Source organism: Bacillus cereus group sp. MYBK15-3 (assembly GCF_051916765.1).
Taxonomy (GTDB): domain Bacteria; phylum Bacillota; class Bacilli; order Bacillales; family Bacillaceae_G; genus Bacillus_A; species Bacillus_A cereus.
Genome location: NZ_JBQAHG010000006.1, coordinates 63,386 through 77,167, shown reverse-complemented (window position 1 = coordinate 77,167; position 13,782 = coordinate 63,386). Strand labels below are relative to the sequence as shown.

The window sequence follows — 13,782 nt, the reverse complement described above, 5'->3', positions numbered from 1 at the left end:
TGTTTATTTAATAAATAACCTCTTGTACACGAACCGTATCCGTAATATGTAGCGTACGATACCACTCTCTAAAATCGTCCACCGTAAAGAATGTCTTTTTAAACGAGAAATCCGCCTCAGCATAATCATCATACGCCATTACTTGCAATTCCGTATCCCCATCTGAATCAGCTAAGAATGCACGTACTGTTAGTTCTCCGCCTGTTGTAAGCACCTGCGATGTATGTTTAAACTCTTTAACCGCATTCCCGTTACACGTAACCATATGACCCCTCCTAATTACTTTATTTCAACCACCCTATACGCTATATTTTCAACAATATAATCTTTTACCTGCCCGAAACTAACTTTCACTTTCTTGCTATTAATAAGCTCCTCACAAAGACCTACAATTTTCCACACATCCTCAGATTTTACTGCCACACCGCTAACCTTGGAGCAGTATACATTCAACACCCTCCCATCTGACTTGACCTGCACCACCCCATCCTGCAGGATATCAATCTCCACCTTATTCCCATAATTAAAGATAATCATAACCAAACCCCCTTATTTTAGTGTCGATACCTCAACTTTACGCCCTGTTCGATACTCATATCGTTCTTTTGCCATTTCCCAATCTATATTAATTCCCTCTACAGCCCCTTTAAAGAAAGACTTCATGCCTTCATATAGCTTACACACCACTTCATACCGCTCTTTTAAGTCTGCAAGCTTATGACTGTTATCGAAATCCCCGGCAATATAACCTGAGCTTGGATGCTCAAAACTACCTAAGAATTTTTGACCCCAGTAACTGAACTTAAACCCTTTACTTGCCTCATATTCATGGAAGAATAACCGAGAATGAGTCACCTCCCTGTACACATACTCCATAAATTTTAAGTTGTGATACATATCTATTACACTTTCTCCGATTGTTTTCTTTGTCACTCTTGCCACGATTAGTTCCCCTCTCTATCTATCTGTCCCTGTTAGATGTAACTGAATGTAAGTAGGTACAAACAATATCCGATTTCTTCCGTTATCTATCTCTCTCCGTAACTCTTTTAGCTCATCAATCTCTTTCTTCACTTTGTACACATCATCCAATATGGCTTCCTCTAGTGAAAAATGACCACTTGTTATCGCTATAATATCCTTTCGGTTAGCATAATCCTCTTCAGTACGCTCTTTAATCTGCAGTATCTTAAACTCTTTAGCTTCAATAAGACAATCCAACCCTTTACATATAGTAAATCTCTTTTCCGTTGTTAATTCATTCACTGTAGCCATCCTCCTTATTTATCATTAACCTCAGTATATGTTCCGATATATGCTTTTCCTGCTTTCCCAAACGATACAAAGACCTTCCCATCCTCAAGCTGCATCTGTTTAGCCATCGTACTCATTCTCATACCATTTTGAACTGTAAAAAAGTAAATTCTCCCGTTACTCGCACTTTTAAACCGTAACGTATCGTACTTGTTACCATTGTAAACACCTGTATGTTTAAACTCTTTTGCGTCTAATGTAATTTGAGCAGCCATACTATCTCCCGCTTCCTTAGTAAATATTTGTTACTTATACTATACCATTTTATTATATTTTGGTCAACAGTTGAAAATAAAAAAGCACTGGCTCCCCAGTACTTTTACCTCCTTAGCTTTCTTGTGGAAACTTATTTACTTTATATCTCTGTAGTAACTCTACTGCTTTCCTCATTTGCTCTTTCGATGCTAATTTGTAATTAGAATCTTCAACATTCTCTTTCGTTAGCATATATTGAAATCCGTAATTGTTATCCCAACCATGCATGACATCATCTGAATAACTAACAGAAGTAACATCGCCATCTTCCATCTCAACATAAACCAGTAATGGCTCGTTCTCTTTCTTAACCGTTCGTACCAACGCAGCGTAATCTACTTTACCTAGACTGTTTTCCAGTAGGTCATGCAGACATTTCGACTGTACACTGCTGAAATCCTCTTTAATACCTTCTTCAATGCAATCTTGTATTGTTTTATATAGACCCTTACCGTTTTTTCTTACCTTGTTCTCTATAATATCTTTAACTTTTTGTCCGTAATAGTTATTTATTACCGCAGTTTCAACATTTTCCAGTTTCGCCAATCTGCGCGTAATGTAAATATCGTCACGCATAATCATTTTTACCAGTTCACGGTTTCCTTCTACAACATACTTATTCACTTCAACCATATAACCAACCCGCCTTCTGTTTTATTTTCCTATATTAAATATACCAGTTTTTTATATTTTAGTCAATAAAAAAGAGCGCAAATATACGCTCTTTTACCAAACCCTATTTAACTAACTCCCCTTGCACTAGCAACCTACCATCACCCTCTGAACGGCATGTAATCATTGTAATAAGCGCATGACCCTCTACATCATCAATTACATACACATCCTTAGCAGATATTTCACGCTTTTCTACGATTTTATACATATACGTTCCCGTATCATCGCTGACTACAATCTCATCCCCTTTATTTACTCTATCTAACGGACTAAAAAGCAGATTCGGGTCTTTCATGTGATGGCTCGCTAACGCATAATTACCTTTCCCCAACTCTTGCCCTGCCTTCATCGTTCCTGCTCCCTTATACATCCCCTCATCACTAACCCCTTTGATGATTGGTAAGTCCAAGTTTACACTTTTAATTTGAATGCGCCCCACAACTGCATTGTCTGAAGACTCAGCCTTCACAATGTTTGTCACACTTACTGGCTTTACATCTTCAAAATTATATTCGGCTTCTTTTTCTTTGTTTTTCTTTATATCTGCAACCGATGTTTCCTGCACTAACTCTTTTGTGTTCGATTCCACCAAGTAATCTTTTACATAATCCTTAGATGCGTAACCTACACCCCCAACTATTAACAACCCCGCTACTGCATGTTTTACAATTCCCAAACCTACTCCCATTTTAACCCCTCCTTTTTTGTATTTCCGACACCTACAGCACAAATTATCACCATTGCAACCGAGATAAACAGTCTAATATACTCTTCGTTTAAATAGCAGATAACTACCGCTATACAGCTGATACCGACCCCTAATAGAAATAAGCCTATCGCTACCTTTGTAACCGCCTGTTTGCTACGTACGACCACGAAACCTGCACCGCTGACCACTATCCCTGCATATACAAAAGCGCTCCACCAATCACCCTGCAGCATGTTAGTAACCACTAACGCTGCACTTACGACGATAACCAATATATGCACATGTTTTAACCCTCGAGAACTCATATACAAACAACCCCTTTATTTTTAATAAAACCTAGTAATCCATCTCAATGACTGTAACCTTGCTAGCCGCATACCCCTCCTTATGTAACTCCGCAACTACATCAGATACCTCGTAATCTTCTACCGTTTCTCTCACACGAATAATTGCGTTTGCCACCTCTCCTGCATCAGCAGTTGTTTTAATATATTCAGAATCTAATTTATACACATTCATCCTCATTACCTCCGTTTTTAAAGGGGCTTGATATCCCCATGTCTTATGCTAAAAGCCCATCTATAATTTGTTGTTCTTCTTCAGTTTTAACTGGATACTTTGCAGATACCTTGAAAAGTCCATTTTCATCAATCACTAATGCTACTTTTCTCAACCCCTTTACAAAATAGTAAATCGGCTTTTTCTTCCACTGTATAACTTTACCGCTTTCTATAAGTTCCTCTGTACGGCTATCCATTTTACTTGTGTTTTCTTCCGATTTCTCTGCCATCTTCTCCAATACCACAAGCTGTTTTTTATACTTTAGGATTGTCGCCCTTGTCACTGGTACTTTCTCACCGTTGTCGGATTTTCTAATCATTTCTTTTATTAGTGGTATATTTTCAACACTCATATCAAGACCGCCGTACTTGTTTAATCCTTTGCTTGCATTTGACAATCTATTTTCTTCTTTCCATTCCAAGGCTTCAACACGTTCTTCTTGTGCTTTGACTTCACCTAATAACCTAAAAATCTTATTTTCTATTTGTTTCGCCCTTTTGAAGAAACTACCTGCATTACGCTTGTCGTTCATTGGCTGCCCATTTGTTTGAGCATAATGGGTGCGGTCGCTTTCGATTGCTGAATTAAGTTCATTTCTTAATCTTTCAAGTTTTTGTTTTGCTAATTCTAATCTAGTTGCCATCTTTATCCCTCCAACGGTTTCTTATCTGTTATTAATATACCACGTTATTATATTTTAGTCAATAGTTAGCCGCTAAAATCCGAAGTACAGCACCTTTAACCTAACACCTCTATTTTCGTACAGGTCTGCATGTCATCTGTAACCGTACCGACGTTAAATACATTACCTATATAATAGTCAACTGCATCATTATACGTACCTTTAAACGTTGTTGTAATTACCTCTCCACCATCGTATATACAACGTAATTGAATTTTACCCCACTCTTTTGCAAAGAAACGAAGTGTTAATTCACGGTAATCGATTTCTTCAAAACCACCCCAGACATACTCAGCTACAAAACCCTCTGTGATAGGAGCTAACTCCTCTTTAATTTTATCTTCAATCGTTTCACTAACCAAACAATGAAGTTCTTCAAATGACATACCTTGATTTTCTTCCACAACCGCTTGAATTGTATCCTCGTACCTTTTGTTTGCTAATGTTGTTTCTCTATTTACAAAATGAATCATTTTTAGTTCCCCCTGCTTTGGTTTTATTTGTTGTTTGTTTCTGTACTTATAATATACCAGTTTATTATATTTTAGTCAATAGTTTCAGATAAACAAAAAGGAGTAGATTTCTCTACGCCTTGCAATCCAAAATATCCGCTACCGACATATTGCTTTTAGGTTTAAATACATTTACATAAGTCATATCCTGACCTGTATTTTGCAAATCAATTAACTCATCAACCACATCTAATTTGTTATCACATTCAATATGATACATAGAACCCTCACCCGTAATAACCGTTATTGTCCACTGCTCAAATGGTTTACCGAATCCATCGAGCCTTGTTATTGCGCTATGCTTTTTACACAAATCCGATAACTTATTTCCTTTTGCTACCGTATGTGCAAGCTGTACAACATGTGAGTGTTTGCGAACCCCTTCTGGGTCAATAACATTAGCCTTTTCGACATCTTTTCCATGTTCTTTTCTAAATAGGTATTCCACAAGACCCCTCGAAATACCATCAATATCTACTAACCATTTGTATGAATACCCTGCAGTCAATTCAAGAATTAAACCTTTACTGTAGTTCATTTTATATCCTCCCAATTTACGCTGCTTCCACTGCTCCGCAAAACTCTAATGTTTCCTCAAACATCTCTAATGCTTCTAACATATCGTACTTATGTATGTTGTATTTCCCTGTGTACCGATTACAATCCAGTTCCTTCTTTGCCTCTTCTACATTTTCGAAACACATATAGATACTATAACAATAGCTTGCTTCCTCATCTATGCGTATACGTACATCACCTAAATCTGTAGCTACCTTATGCGTAAAGCTACTATTCTCTAAAGCTGTCCAACCGTATCTATTTAAAATTCTCTTTGCTTGTTTTACAAACTCAGCCATCTGCTTTTTTGTTACTTTTTTCATAAGAAACCCTCCTAGTTATTTAACAATACCTACCAACCTGTCGGCACGTAACTTTCGCTCTGAGGTAGTAGTCTGACCTTCCCTGTTTTTATATTCAATTCCCACTTTAATCGTCTTTCCTGTTTTGCTAGGTGTAATAGAAGTAACCGTTTCATGAAACCCAAAATTCCAGACCGTCACAGAACCCACCACTAAATCTTTTGCTTTAACCGCAGGTGTTTCTCCGATTCCCTGTAATTTAATACTTAACATACGAATCTCCCCTTTACTTAGGTAACCACCACAACTAACATCTGGTAACCTTTCATCTATCTAAACTATACCAGTTTATTATATTTTAGTCAATAGCTTGAGTTAAAAATAGACCTTACTTCTTTTCTTTACTTAAGTACTCATCTACTACAGCGAAAGCAATCATGTCTTTATCTGTAACGATTAGTTTCTCTTTAAAATTAATAGCTACTATAACGGAATCGCCGAACTCCACGTCCCAAACCTTATCTCCTACAGAAAACCCTCTATACATAGCTTTTTCCACAATAACCCCTCCTAGTTTTAGTAAGGATTAGGTAGTCCCTAACCCCACTGCTCTACCTGTAAAGGTTTATGAAACCTCCGACACTTTTAACAACTCAAGTGTTATTTCAATGCCTGCTACACTCTTTGAACTCCATTTCCAGTCTGTAAACCCTGACTGGAAATCAGACTCTTTAATATAATAGTACCCATTACCGTAGAACCTCTTTTGTCTTTCTAATCTATACCCTAGCTTCTTAAATTCCTCTTTATAGTAGTTTAAGTCCTTCATAATTAGAACATCCACCTCTCTATTGCTTACTTCAACTGCTATAACTATACCAATTTATTATATTTTAGTCAATATTACGTAAAGAAAAAAGACGGTGGGTATCCGTCTCTCTTCTGGAACGCTAAAAGCAGAGGTATACACCCTCCGTTTTCCTTGCGTATTTAACAAAAAGCTAGGTTATTGGCTATCTTCTAGCTAGGTGTAGGTTATGGTTACCTCACAATACTATCATCCAATATACCTAAAATCAATCTTATGCATCTTCTTTCAGAAGACCTTTTTTCTTTTTGTATGTCTTTCTACGGTTAGCACGTTTGTAGCAACGGAATAATTCCTCAGCCGTTAACCCTAATTCTTCTCGGATAACATGACCTTCGATTCCTTCCATGTACATCTCTACTGCTTTTACCTCTTTTTCATTTTCTTCACGGTCTGGATTCCAGTAACGAGTATCAACCTCATCGAATGCATACTCAAACTTTGTACCACCTAAGCTTCTGTATGTCTCATATAGCACTGGTAATGTATTCATTCGTGCCGGAGTATGCGTACAATCTAGTGCCGGGCTTAAATCCCCTAGTTTATCACTTCTATACACCCCTGCATACCAGTGAGCAACAGCAGCTAAGCGCTCACGACTCTCTTTATGCTGTGCAAGTGCCTCTTCACGTGTCAAGCCGTTTTTAGCGTACTCCCCGCCTAAAATAACTGCAATTCGTTGCTTTGATAGACCTGCTACCTCTGCAAGTTCAAACTGTCCATAACCATTTAAGTAATAACGTAGGTACTCATCACGTAAAACGTCCCCATCAATCACTTTTTCTAACATATGATAGTCCTCTAACGATAGTCGTTTCTTAAACTCCTTATTTACCTCTGGGATATTGTATCCCTCTTTTAAAAACTTCACTAAATTCTTTGTTACTGTACTCACTGTACGTTCCCCTCTTTCTCTTTGTTAGTTTTATTATAATTTTATTTAAAATTTAATCTGTTTAGTATGAATAAATCCTGCAAGTTCACAAATATCATCTTCAAATATGCTTGTCATAAGTATAATCAAATACGAGCTTCTCTTTAAAACTGAGTAAGGTGTAAGCTCACCTACTGCGCTGTGTACCTTAGCCAATTCACCATCTAACCAAGTAGCTAAATGTCTTTTTTCGGCTGCTGTCCAATCCAATGTAGCTACCCTGCTCTGACAACTTCGAATGTATTTCACATAATCCCGCGCCCGTAACTCTTTGTTACTTAAGTCTAAATTGAACGGTGCGTTTAGAAATACAGCCATTAACCCGCTCGCCATGTATTCTGGTTTTTCATAGTCAGGTAAACTGTTACCTCTACCCCAACATATCTTACCATCCCCAGAATACACGTTAGGAATCAGCAGCTCTTTATCATTTAATGCTGAGCGTAATTTTACCGAAGCCCCATGTACCTTTAACGTCGATGTATCGTATTTGAACCACATCTGAACACCAACACGACTAATGATTTTTAATTTCTTATGTCGCTTTATATACGCTTGGTACACATTCCTGTAAGCCTGTCTTACACTTGCACTATATTCTGCATCAATCTCTGTAATTGCTATACTTACATTTATTTCAGAGTGGATATTTGGAACATTTGCGATAACAAAACCGTTACCATCGGCGAAACTAAGGGAAGAAATATTTCCCTTAATTTTAAGCGACTCCCCGCCATCATCCTCTTCCATATCCTCACTCGGAACATCTAATGTAAGGTAATCCATTGGAACTTTCAACAGCGAATCGTCCACCTTGATTACTACTTTTTTCTTCACCCTAGCTCCTCCTCTCTACTCAATCATCTAAGAACTCACTTAACCAAGACTCGTAACCATCTTCTTTTTTCACACTTGCCACTTCAGTCTCAGCTACATCGTCTATATCGATTCCGAAATCATCGTCATCAAAAATACTTAGAATATCGACCAGGTCTTTGCTTTCTTTCTTCTTAGGCACTGCCACTCTTTTCGCTTTCGTTGCTTTCTTAAATTTATCAGCCATACTCCGGTTTGCCGGGATAACAGGAATACGAGAATCTCCAAATATGTTTGTATCTTCCTCGTTAACGAACCTGCATATATCTTCTAACCTCTCTGCAAGTTGCTCCGATGTACTCCCTGTACCTACTGAAAACTTATTACTTCGGCTATTAAAACGAATCTCAGTAACTTTAACCTTCTGCGTAACCTGCTGCACTGCTTTTACTACCGTTGCTGCCGACATCATATTTGTTCCGATATTTTGAGGATGACTCACTGTAACCTCGTCGCAACTTAATTCATGGTCGCCACGGGTTAATTTTGTTCTCCAATTTTCTATCCCTACGAATATGCTATCTAACACATGACCTCCGCAAGCACCTGCATGAAACGTAACCCTATTCCCCTGCAACTTTAACGGGTTTTCGTTCCCGCTATACAACGAACAAGGAATTACCTGACCATGCCACTCTTCATTACCTGCATCGATAAAATGAACGTCACAACCGTATTTATCGAATATCTGAAATTGAGCTAGCAGTAACCTCAATCTCGCATAGTTATTATCTACACAACTGACAAGGACGACCTCATCTACCTCCGAGAATGTATCTACTACACCTAAAACCGCACTCACATCATTTACAAATCCGGTACTGTAGTAAATTCCTAAGTCGGGATAAGCTACTCCGTAACGCTTCGCCAGAACCTCCGCCTTATTGCCATTCAAATCTTTTCGTAAAAATCCCTGTCTAAGAAGATTCTTCTCCTCAACCACATCCCCATCTATAAGCACGATGCAGTTATCGTTTGTATCCGTATGGTATAAATTTGTCAGGTTAGGCATCACATAACTCCCTGTTCCGCCCGCTCCAACGACTACCGTTACTCGATTCACTTGTTTCCCCTCCTTAACTGTCTTTATCATACCACATTTATATAATTTAGTCAATAGTTGTCGTATCAAAATGAAAGAGGTCTAGAACAACCAGACCCCCTCTTCTTTCACATACTGTAGCAACGTTAACCCGACTTTAATCTCATCCTCCATTTTAACCATAACTGCCGCCTTATTTTTACCTAACTCCTGATTGGCTTTTGTTGCGTTTACACATAACTGTTTTAACGCAATAACTAACGCAGCGTTCTCATCTTTTCTCGTCTCTAACGACATAACTGGGTCTTCTAAAATTGGAATCACTTTCGCCATATAACGAAGCGCATCTATACGTTTTCGTTTCCCCGTCATATTGCTATGGTCACGCATAAAGTCTGGAAACACCGTTTCATGTACCACACCTACGCAACGCTCCCACTTCTCTCGGAAAGCTATCAACACATCTTTAGGAATTGCATCCACACTTACCTCGTAATCATCAAATACTGTAAGTACTGGTATCTCAAAGAACTCCCTTGTAAGACCTTGCTCCCCCTGCAACATATCCCCATGTAACGCATGATAATCTACCGTCATCCCTTCACTTACTAATGCGTTTATGTAGTTGAATACATAGATAGAAAGCATTTGGTTTCTTACAAACGTATCAGAGCCTGAACCTACCTCACAATCTTGGTTTACCGGATATCTCTCCCCACGTACTTTTCCTTCGCCACTCAATAACCTTGCATGCATGTGACTTATGTCTCCGTTTGTGTACGCACGGATATTGCATAACGTATGTACATTTTTACTTACACGCCTTACATGGGATAGCGCATCAAACACCTGCAACATATCCGCACTTCCACGCTTCGTAAAATCAATTAGGAATAGATTTGTACCTAAATCATTCCCACGACTCATTTCTTGAAGCAGCCCACTGCTACCTTCTAACATATCCACCGAAAATACTCCATTATACCTACTTTGTAGTACATCGATGTACCGTTTTCCTCTATCAGAAGGGATGTATAACCCTGTTTGGATATCTTCATCACGGACTGTAACCCCAATCCCCTCACCATCAACCAGAACGACCGTAGCCCCTCCAGAAGCGTTTTCTAAACGGAACATAAGGTTGTAAAGGAAATGGCTTGTAAGACCTCCTAAGCCCTGTATAACCACTATATGATGCCCAGTTATACCCTCATCAGAAGACTTTATTTGTCTTGCTCGTAATTCTTGCATAGTAACCATGTCTCTACACCCCCGTCCAGTTTATTGCGTTCCTATCTCGGGATGAACGCTCAAACTCTGTAATGAATCTTTCGTTTTGTAAATCTTCTGCTTGTACGTAACGTAAAATCGGCTCAGCTCCCGCCATCCAACACTCTCTACGCCTATCAATTGTGTTTCCTTGTATCATACGTTTTTTAAAATCACGAGATAACTTTTCTTTTAAATATGGTACATCTTGAAACTGCGCAGAACCGTTTAATACATTACCACTTAGCAGCTTTTGCACATTAACCACTTGTATAAGTTCGTTTTTGTATGTTCCATGTAAACTGCCCGTAACTAACCAATCCACAACATACTCCGAACCATAATCCGCTCGGTAATGCCTACTAGATGACATCCCGCTTTGAAAGAACGGGAAATTTTTATTCCCAATCTTTTGTTTTACACGCAATTTCCCTCTAGATACCAAAACCTCAAACGTACCTGCAGGTAGGATATAGTGAACGGAATCCCCTCGCTTCTTCATAAACGTATCCATAACGCTCCAACTACCTGCCTGTTCAATCTCACCCGCTTCTTGCTGCAGTAACGTATTGAACTGACGATACGTAATTTTGTATACTAAATCACCAAGACTTATACCACTTACCGTCTTTTTTGTATGTACGTATACTCCATCTTCTTTTAACTCATAATAGGTAACATCCGATTGAAACGAATCCATCATTACACCCCCCTTAAAATAAATCCCGATTTGTACCCCCACGTAAACTCTTTACTTTCTCTTCTAGAAAATGAATCCCATCTGTTGCTTTATCCTTTAACTTCATAACCTCGCTTTCCGTTAGGTTACTATTTGGTACTTTTTTAATAAACCTTGCCTTTTCTAACATATGTTCTCGCAGTTGTGTCTCAACATCCTGACTTGCCATACCTTTAACACCGCCCCATACGTTTTATTCTGACCTCAGTATACCACAATCTTATATTTTACTAATGTACTTGCTTATCAAGACAAATAAAAAACCCTTATGGATTCACCATAAGGGTTCGTTACTTAACTATATTGTTACTTCGATGTTGACCAAGCAGATGTCATCTTAGATGCCATTTGTGCGAAGAAACCATCAACCATTGGTTGGAATGTTGCGTATAATACTGCAGAAATAATCGCGAATACAATTACCCCTAGAACTACCATTAATAAATTACTTGAACCTTCCTGCATATCGAGATACCTCTTTCTGTTATTAGATTTATTTTATGTTGAATTACCAACATGTTTATCAACTTTACGTTATATATAGGCTATTATCCGATACGGGTACGTATCCTGCATCTTCCCATGTATCCTCTGTATATTTAGTTATCACGTATCTTCCCATGTATCATCACTATATTTAGGTATCACATGTTCCTTTACCTATCGGGACATAATTACCCCGTTTCTACACACAAAAAAGCCCTCCACATAACATGGAAGGCTTTCTACTTGCCTATCTTATATAAACGTTCTAATTTTTGCTCTACAATCCTCAACCACTTCTTCGGGAGCGTTATCTTTCTTAACTACGCCTCTTGCTTTCCAGTCAAGGTTCTTTTGTTGGTCAGTTAGGATAACCCCACTGATATTTAACCCCGCAGGAAGCAACACCTCGTAGCCCCAACCACGTACCGTTGACGTTATTGGACAGAATGTCGCAAACCCAGTCGCCTCGTTAAACTCTTTTGGCGATATTACAATTGCCGGTCTATGACCTGCCTGTTCATGTCCAGCTTGTGGATTGAAATTCAAATACACAAGGTCTCCTCTTTCAGGTGCTTCCATCATCAGATAAGTTCATTCCCCTCTATGCCCCAATCAATCTCGTTATGTCGATTCTCAGGCTTACATTTTGATAATAAATCTTGCAACGAATATTCCTTTTGTTGCTTTTTAGGGACTAAGCGGATTTCCTTTCCCTCCGTCCCCTTTATAACTTTTAATTCAAATTCAGAACCGACATCAGCTCCCACACTGGAAGCAATATCTTTAGAAATAATAACTCCCAAGCTATTGCCCCATTTTCTCATTGTTGTTGGTGCAGACATTACACCCACCTCTTCCTTTTCCTTTGCCTTCTCCATAGAACCAGTTTCTTTCATCCAATCACTTTGCCTAGTGTTGTCGTTACCATTTGAGTTCATTTTACCATCTTCCTCCCTCAATGTCTATACATTGTTTAAACATAAATTAAACATTGTCTAAACATAGTATGCACGTGGGTCAGAAAGATATACCATGAACTGCTATATTATCTTTTATAGGTAAAGAAAAGAGCGCCACAGCACCCTTTATTGCCTAATTATCCGCGCCCTGCATACTCTTTAACCGATTGTTTAGGTGCATTTCACACCTATAACAAAGTATAACTCCCTTACTTTTCAACCATAATAAGGAAAACGATGCAAGGGCGTGGAACACATGAAGATTGATAAAGAATGGATACCTTTCTTACCTCATATTAAAGACCGTTTAACCGCTATAGAGCAACACAAGGCGTGGATGAAAGCCAATCCAGATGATAAAGAAGGACTCAAGCACCGTAAAAAGCTCATAGCAGCCGAAAAAGAAGGAATTGAGATGGGCATATTTATACGTAGGCTCAACGAAGCTATAGACGAAACCAACAAGGAATGGAACGAGAAGTACGGGAACTAAAAAAGACCACTGTTTATGTGGTCCCTGTTTACTCTGCATGTACCAATTCATTTTTACGTAGATTTTGATAAGCTCCATAACCCTCTTCTGTATCTAGATACGCCTTTTGAAACACTGTCGCCCCTATTTCTAATCGTAGCAACCTATCACGACTTACACGGAACTCATGCCCGTACCAACTTCTAACAACTAATCCAGACTCTTTATACTCCTCATACTGGTCTACTATCTCAAAAGGAAATACAAGCTCCCACACATCTCCTATCTTATCTTGTGCTTTCTCTGCTTGCTCTTCACCTAATACCAGAGAGAAACCATACCACTGCTCGTTTTCACAGAACTTACAATATACATTGACCCTACCATCCGGCAAATCCCCTACCTGATTCACATGTAGAAGTAGTTTAATTCCACCTTTTAGACCTACCATCGCATCTAGAGGAATGTTTTCAACGTAAATACCCTCTACCACGCTACCTACGACTGGATACATTCCACCTAAAATCTGAACCCCTCTCTGCATACTACCATCCTCCCCATCATCTTCC

Annotated in this window: 27 protein-coding genes; 1 reads left to right on the top strand and 26 read right to left on the bottom strand. The window is 38.7% G+C overall.

Annotation, left to right across the window (positions count from 1 at the left end; translation table 11 throughout):
- Positions 1 to 7: 7 nt before the first annotated feature.
- The 25 genes from ACTFR8_RS22435 to ACTFR8_RS22315 form a co-directional block, all read right to left on the bottom strand.
- Positions 8 to 265 (bottom strand): hypothetical protein, encoded by a 258-nt coding sequence (locus ACTFR8_RS22435; RefSeq protein WP_221660269.1) that lies wholly within the window; start codon positions 263 to 265, stop codon positions 8 to 10.
- Positions 266 to 279: 14 nt separating this feature from the next.
- Positions 280 to 537 carry a hypothetical protein gene (locus ACTFR8_RS22430; protein WP_221660268.1) on the bottom strand — a complete coding sequence of 86 codons (258 nt, stop codon included), beginning with the start codon at positions 535 to 537 and terminating at the stop codon, positions 280 to 282.
- A 12-nt stretch (positions 538 to 549) separates the two neighbouring features.
- A complete protein-coding gene (locus tag ACTFR8_RS22425; RefSeq protein WP_440027952.1) occupies positions 550 to 942 on the bottom strand; it encodes a hypothetical protein in 393 nt (130 codons plus the stop codon).
- 15 nt (positions 943 to 957) lie between these two features.
- Complete coding sequence (locus ACTFR8_RS22420) at positions 958 to 1,266, bottom strand: hypothetical protein (protein WP_440027950.1); 309 nt, start codon at positions 1,264 to 1,266, stop codon at positions 958 to 960.
- 14 nt (positions 1,267 to 1,280) lie between these two features.
- Positions 1,281 to 1,529: a hypothetical protein gene (locus ACTFR8_RS22415; protein WP_440027948.1), complete on the bottom strand. Its 249-nt coding sequence runs from the start codon at positions 1,527 to 1,529 to the stop codon at positions 1,281 to 1,283.
- Between the two features lie 112 nt (positions 1,530 to 1,641).
- Positions 1,642 to 2,202: a hypothetical protein gene (locus tag ACTFR8_RS22410; protein WP_440027945.1), complete on the bottom strand. Its 561-nt coding sequence runs from the start codon at positions 2,200 to 2,202 to the stop codon at positions 1,642 to 1,644.
- A gap of 103 nt (positions 2,203 to 2,305) precedes the next feature.
- On the bottom strand, positions 2,306 to 2,932 hold the full coding sequence (locus ACTFR8_RS22405) for a class A sortase (protein WP_440027943.1): 627 nt from the start codon (positions 2,930 to 2,932) through the stop codon (positions 2,306 to 2,308).
- Complete coding sequence (locus ACTFR8_RS22400; RefSeq protein WP_440027940.1) at positions 2,923 to 3,258, bottom strand: hypothetical protein; 336 nt, start codon at positions 3,256 to 3,258, stop codon at positions 2,923 to 2,925. The genes ACTFR8_RS22405 and ACTFR8_RS22400 overlap by 10 nt, the downstream gene beginning before the upstream one ends.
- A 31-nt stretch (positions 3,259 to 3,289) precedes the next feature.
- Positions 3,290 to 3,472, bottom strand: a complete 183-nt coding sequence (locus tag ACTFR8_RS22395; RefSeq protein WP_221660262.1) for a hypothetical protein — start codon at positions 3,470 to 3,472, stop codon at positions 3,290 to 3,292.
- Between the two features lie 43 nt (positions 3,473 to 3,515).
- A complete protein-coding gene (locus ACTFR8_RS22390; protein WP_221660261.1) occupies positions 3,516 to 4,157 on the bottom strand; it encodes a hypothetical protein in 642 nt (213 codons plus the stop codon).
- 95 nt (positions 4,158 to 4,252) lie between these two features.
- Entirely contained in the window at positions 4,253 to 4,669 is a 417-nt protein-coding gene (locus tag ACTFR8_RS22385; RefSeq protein WP_221660260.1) for a hypothetical protein, read from the bottom strand.
- Between the two features lie 112 nt (positions 4,670 to 4,781).
- Positions 4,782 to 5,246, bottom strand: a complete 465-nt coding sequence (locus tag ACTFR8_RS22380) for a hypothetical protein (RefSeq protein ID WP_221660259.1) — start codon at positions 5,244 to 5,246, stop codon at positions 4,782 to 4,784.
- 16 nt (positions 5,247 to 5,262) lie between these two features.
- Positions 5,263 to 5,589 (bottom strand): hypothetical protein, encoded by a 327-nt coding sequence (locus ACTFR8_RS22375; protein WP_440027937.1) that lies wholly within the window; start codon positions 5,587 to 5,589, stop codon positions 5,263 to 5,265.
- Positions 5,590 to 5,604: 15 nt separating this feature from the next.
- Positions 5,605 to 5,841: a hypothetical protein gene (locus ACTFR8_RS22370; protein WP_221660257.1), complete on the bottom strand. Its 237-nt coding sequence runs from the start codon at positions 5,839 to 5,841 to the stop codon at positions 5,605 to 5,607.
- Between the two features lie 115 nt (positions 5,842 to 5,956).
- On the bottom strand, positions 5,957 to 6,127 hold the full coding sequence (locus ACTFR8_RS22365) for a hypothetical protein (RefSeq protein ID WP_440027935.1): 171 nt from the start codon (positions 6,125 to 6,127) through the stop codon (positions 5,957 to 5,959).
- A 66-nt stretch (positions 6,128 to 6,193) separates the two neighbouring features.
- Positions 6,194 to 6,397, bottom strand: a complete 204-nt coding sequence (locus tag ACTFR8_RS22360) for a hypothetical protein (RefSeq protein ID WP_440027934.1) — start codon at positions 6,395 to 6,397, stop codon at positions 6,194 to 6,196.
- A gap of 253 nt (positions 6,398 to 6,650) precedes the next feature.
- Complete coding sequence (locus tag ACTFR8_RS22355; RefSeq protein ID WP_221660254.1) at positions 6,651 to 7,331, bottom strand: hypothetical protein; 681 nt, start codon at positions 7,329 to 7,331, stop codon at positions 6,651 to 6,653.
- 45 nt (positions 7,332 to 7,376) lie between these two features.
- Positions 7,377 to 8,168, bottom strand: coding sequence for a hypothetical protein (locus ACTFR8_RS22350; protein ID WP_221660253.1), 792 nt, complete (start codon positions 8,166 to 8,168; stop codon positions 7,377 to 7,379).
- A gap of 58 nt (positions 8,169 to 8,226) precedes the next feature.
- Complete coding sequence (locus tag ACTFR8_RS22345) at positions 8,227 to 9,309, bottom strand: ThiF family adenylyltransferase (RefSeq protein ID WP_221660252.1); 1,083 nt, start codon at positions 9,307 to 9,309, stop codon at positions 8,227 to 8,229.
- An 81-nt stretch (positions 9,310 to 9,390) separates the two neighbouring features.
- Entirely contained in the window at positions 9,391 to 10,548 is a 1,158-nt protein-coding gene (locus ACTFR8_RS22340; RefSeq protein ID WP_440027929.1) for a hypothetical protein, read from the bottom strand.
- A gap of 4 nt (positions 10,549 to 10,552) precedes the next feature.
- The gene (locus tag ACTFR8_RS22335; protein WP_440027927.1) at positions 10,553 to 11,257 is read right to left on the bottom strand and encodes a hypothetical protein; all 705 of its coding nucleotides are present in this window, start codon (positions 11,255 to 11,257) and stop codon (positions 10,553 to 10,555) included.
- 13 nt (positions 11,258 to 11,270) lie between these two features.
- Positions 11,271 to 11,465 (bottom strand): hypothetical protein, encoded by a 195-nt coding sequence (locus tag ACTFR8_RS22330; RefSeq protein WP_221660249.1) that lies wholly within the window; start codon positions 11,463 to 11,465, stop codon positions 11,271 to 11,273.
- Positions 11,466 to 11,602: 137 nt separating this feature from the next.
- Entirely contained in the window at positions 11,603 to 11,761 is a 159-nt protein-coding gene (locus ACTFR8_RS22325) for a hypothetical protein (RefSeq protein ID WP_193635737.1), read from the bottom strand.
- A 273-nt stretch (positions 11,762 to 12,034) separates the two neighbouring features.
- Complete coding sequence (locus ACTFR8_RS22320) at positions 12,035 to 12,361, bottom strand: type II toxin-antitoxin system PemK/MazF family toxin (protein ID WP_193635776.1); 327 nt, start codon at positions 12,359 to 12,361, stop codon at positions 12,035 to 12,037.
- Positions 12,362 to 12,363: 2 nt separating this feature from the next.
- The gene (locus ACTFR8_RS22315) at positions 12,364 to 12,720 is read right to left on the bottom strand and encodes an AbrB/MazE/SpoVT family DNA-binding domain-containing protein (RefSeq protein ID WP_260459661.1); all 357 of its coding nucleotides are present in this window, start codon (positions 12,718 to 12,720) and stop codon (positions 12,364 to 12,366) included.
- Between the two features lie 277 nt (positions 12,721 to 12,997).
- Between ACTFR8_RS22315 and ACTFR8_RS22310 the strand changes: the two genes are divergently transcribed.
- Positions 12,998 to 13,234, top strand: coding sequence for a hypothetical protein (locus tag ACTFR8_RS22310; protein WP_440027924.1), 237 nt, complete (start codon positions 12,998 to 13,000; stop codon positions 13,232 to 13,234).
- Positions 13,235 to 13,262: 28 nt separating this feature from the next.
- Here the strand turns inward: ACTFR8_RS22310 and ACTFR8_RS22305 are convergent, their stop codons facing one another.
- Positions 13,263 to 13,757 (bottom strand): hypothetical protein, encoded by a 495-nt coding sequence (locus tag ACTFR8_RS22305; RefSeq protein WP_440027921.1) that lies wholly within the window; start codon positions 13,755 to 13,757, stop codon positions 13,263 to 13,265.
- Positions 13,758 to 13,782: the final 25 nt, after the last annotated feature.

Bases quoted from the DNA above. Each gene is read 5' to 3' on its own strand.
- ACTFR8_RS22435 (WP_221660269.1), bottom strand. From the start codon at position 265: ATGGTTACGTGTAACGGGAATGCGGTTAAAGAGTTTAAACATACATCG.
- ACTFR8_RS22430 (WP_221660268.1), bottom strand. From the start codon at position 537: ATGATTATCTTTAATTATGGGAATAAGGTGGAGATTGATATCCTGCAG.
- ACTFR8_RS22415 (WP_440027948.1), bottom strand. From the start codon at position 1,529: ATGGCTGCTCAAATTACATTAGACGCAAAAGAGTTTAAACATACAGGT.
- ACTFR8_RS22410 (WP_440027945.1), bottom strand. From the start codon at position 2,202: ATGGTTGAAGTGAATAAGTATGTTGTAGAAGGAAACCGTGAACTGGTA.
- ACTFR8_RS22405 (WP_440027943.1), bottom strand. From the start codon at position 2,932: ATGGGAGTAGGTTTGGGAATTGTAAAACATGCAGTAGCGGGGTTGTTA.
- ACTFR8_RS22400 (WP_440027940.1), bottom strand. From the start codon at position 3,258: ATGAGTTCTCGAGGGTTAAAACATGTGCATATATTGGTTATCGTCGTA.
- ACTFR8_RS22395 (WP_221660262.1), bottom strand. From the start codon at position 3,472: ATGAATGTGTATAAATTAGATTCTGAATATATTAAAACAACTGCTGAT.
- ACTFR8_RS22390 (WP_221660261.1), bottom strand. From the start codon at position 4,157: ATGGCAACTAGATTAGAATTAGCAAAACAAAAACTTGAAAGATTAAGA.
- ACTFR8_RS22385 (WP_221660260.1), bottom strand. From the start codon at position 4,669: ATGATTCATTTTGTAAATAGAGAAACAACATTAGCAAACAAAAGGTAC.
- ACTFR8_RS22380 (WP_221660259.1), bottom strand. From the start codon at position 5,246: ATGAACTACAGTAAAGGTTTAATTCTTGAATTGACTGCAGGGTATTCA.
- ACTFR8_RS22375 (WP_440027937.1), bottom strand. From the start codon at position 5,589: ATGAAAAAAGTAACAAAAAAGCAGATGGCTGAGTTTGTAAAACAAGCA.
- ACTFR8_RS22370 (WP_221660257.1), bottom strand. From the start codon at position 5,841: ATGTTAAGTATTAAATTACAGGGAATCGGAGAAACACCTGCGGTTAAA.
- ACTFR8_RS22360 (WP_440027934.1), bottom strand. From the start codon at position 6,397: ATGAAGGACTTAAACTACTATAAAGAGGAATTTAAGAAGCTAGGGTAT.
- ACTFR8_RS22340 (WP_440027929.1), bottom strand. From the start codon at position 10,548: ATGGTTACTATGCAAGAATTACGAGCAAGACAAATAAAGTCTTCTGAT.
- ACTFR8_RS22335 (WP_440027927.1), bottom strand. From the start codon at position 11,257: ATGGATTCGTTTCAATCGGATGTTACCTATTATGAGTTAAAAGAAGAT.
- ACTFR8_RS22330 (WP_221660249.1), bottom strand. From the start codon at position 11,465: ATGGCAAGTCAGGATGTTGAGACACAACTGCGAGAACATATGTTAGAA.
- ACTFR8_RS22325 (WP_193635737.1), bottom strand. From the start codon at position 11,761: ATGCAGGAAGGTTCAAGTAATTTATTAATGGTAGTTCTAGGGGTAATT.
- ACTFR8_RS22320 (WP_193635776.1), bottom strand. From the start codon at position 12,361: ATGGAAGCACCTGAAAGAGGAGACCTTGTGTATTTGAATTTCAATCCA.
- ACTFR8_RS22315 (WP_260459661.1), bottom strand. From the start codon at position 12,720: ATGAACTCAAATGGTAACGACAACACTAGGCAAAGTGATTGGATGAAA.
- ACTFR8_RS22310 (WP_440027924.1), top strand. From the start codon at position 12,998: ATGAAGATTGATAAAGAATGGATACCTTTCTTACCTCATATTAAAGAC.
- ACTFR8_RS22305 (WP_440027921.1), bottom strand. From the start codon at position 13,757: ATGCAGAGAGGGGTTCAGATTTTAGGTGGAATGTATCCAGTCGTAGGT.